We start from the raw sequence: 242 nt of genomic DNA, 5'->3' as shown, positions 1-242 counted from the left end.
CTTTGAATCCAGTCTGGTGCGCTATGCGGCTGAACATGCCACCGATGAGCAAATCGATTTGCTGGCAAAAGCACTGGAAATCAACAGTCAGTCGCTGGATAACAACGCGGCATTCATTCGTTCAGACGTTGATTTCCACCGCGTGCTGGCGGAGATCCCCGGTAACCCAATCTTCATGGCGATCCACGTTGCCCTGCTCGACTGGCTTATTGCCGCACGCCCAACGGTTACCGATCAGGCAC

General features: G+C 54.5%; 1 pseudogene. It reads left to right on the top strand.

The features are described from left to right. Positions 1-242: pseudogene (nanR, locus tag MXD61_RS05945) on the top strand (transcriptional regulator NanR); the annotation flags it as partial.

This window comes from Frankia sp. AgPm24, assembly GCF_023243055.1.
GTDB lineage: Bacteria > Actinomycetota > Actinomycetes > Frankiales > Frankiaceae > Frankia > Frankia umida.
The sequence above is the reverse complement of the archived record's forward strand: the minus strand, read 5'-3'. Positions and strand labels throughout refer to the sequence as shown.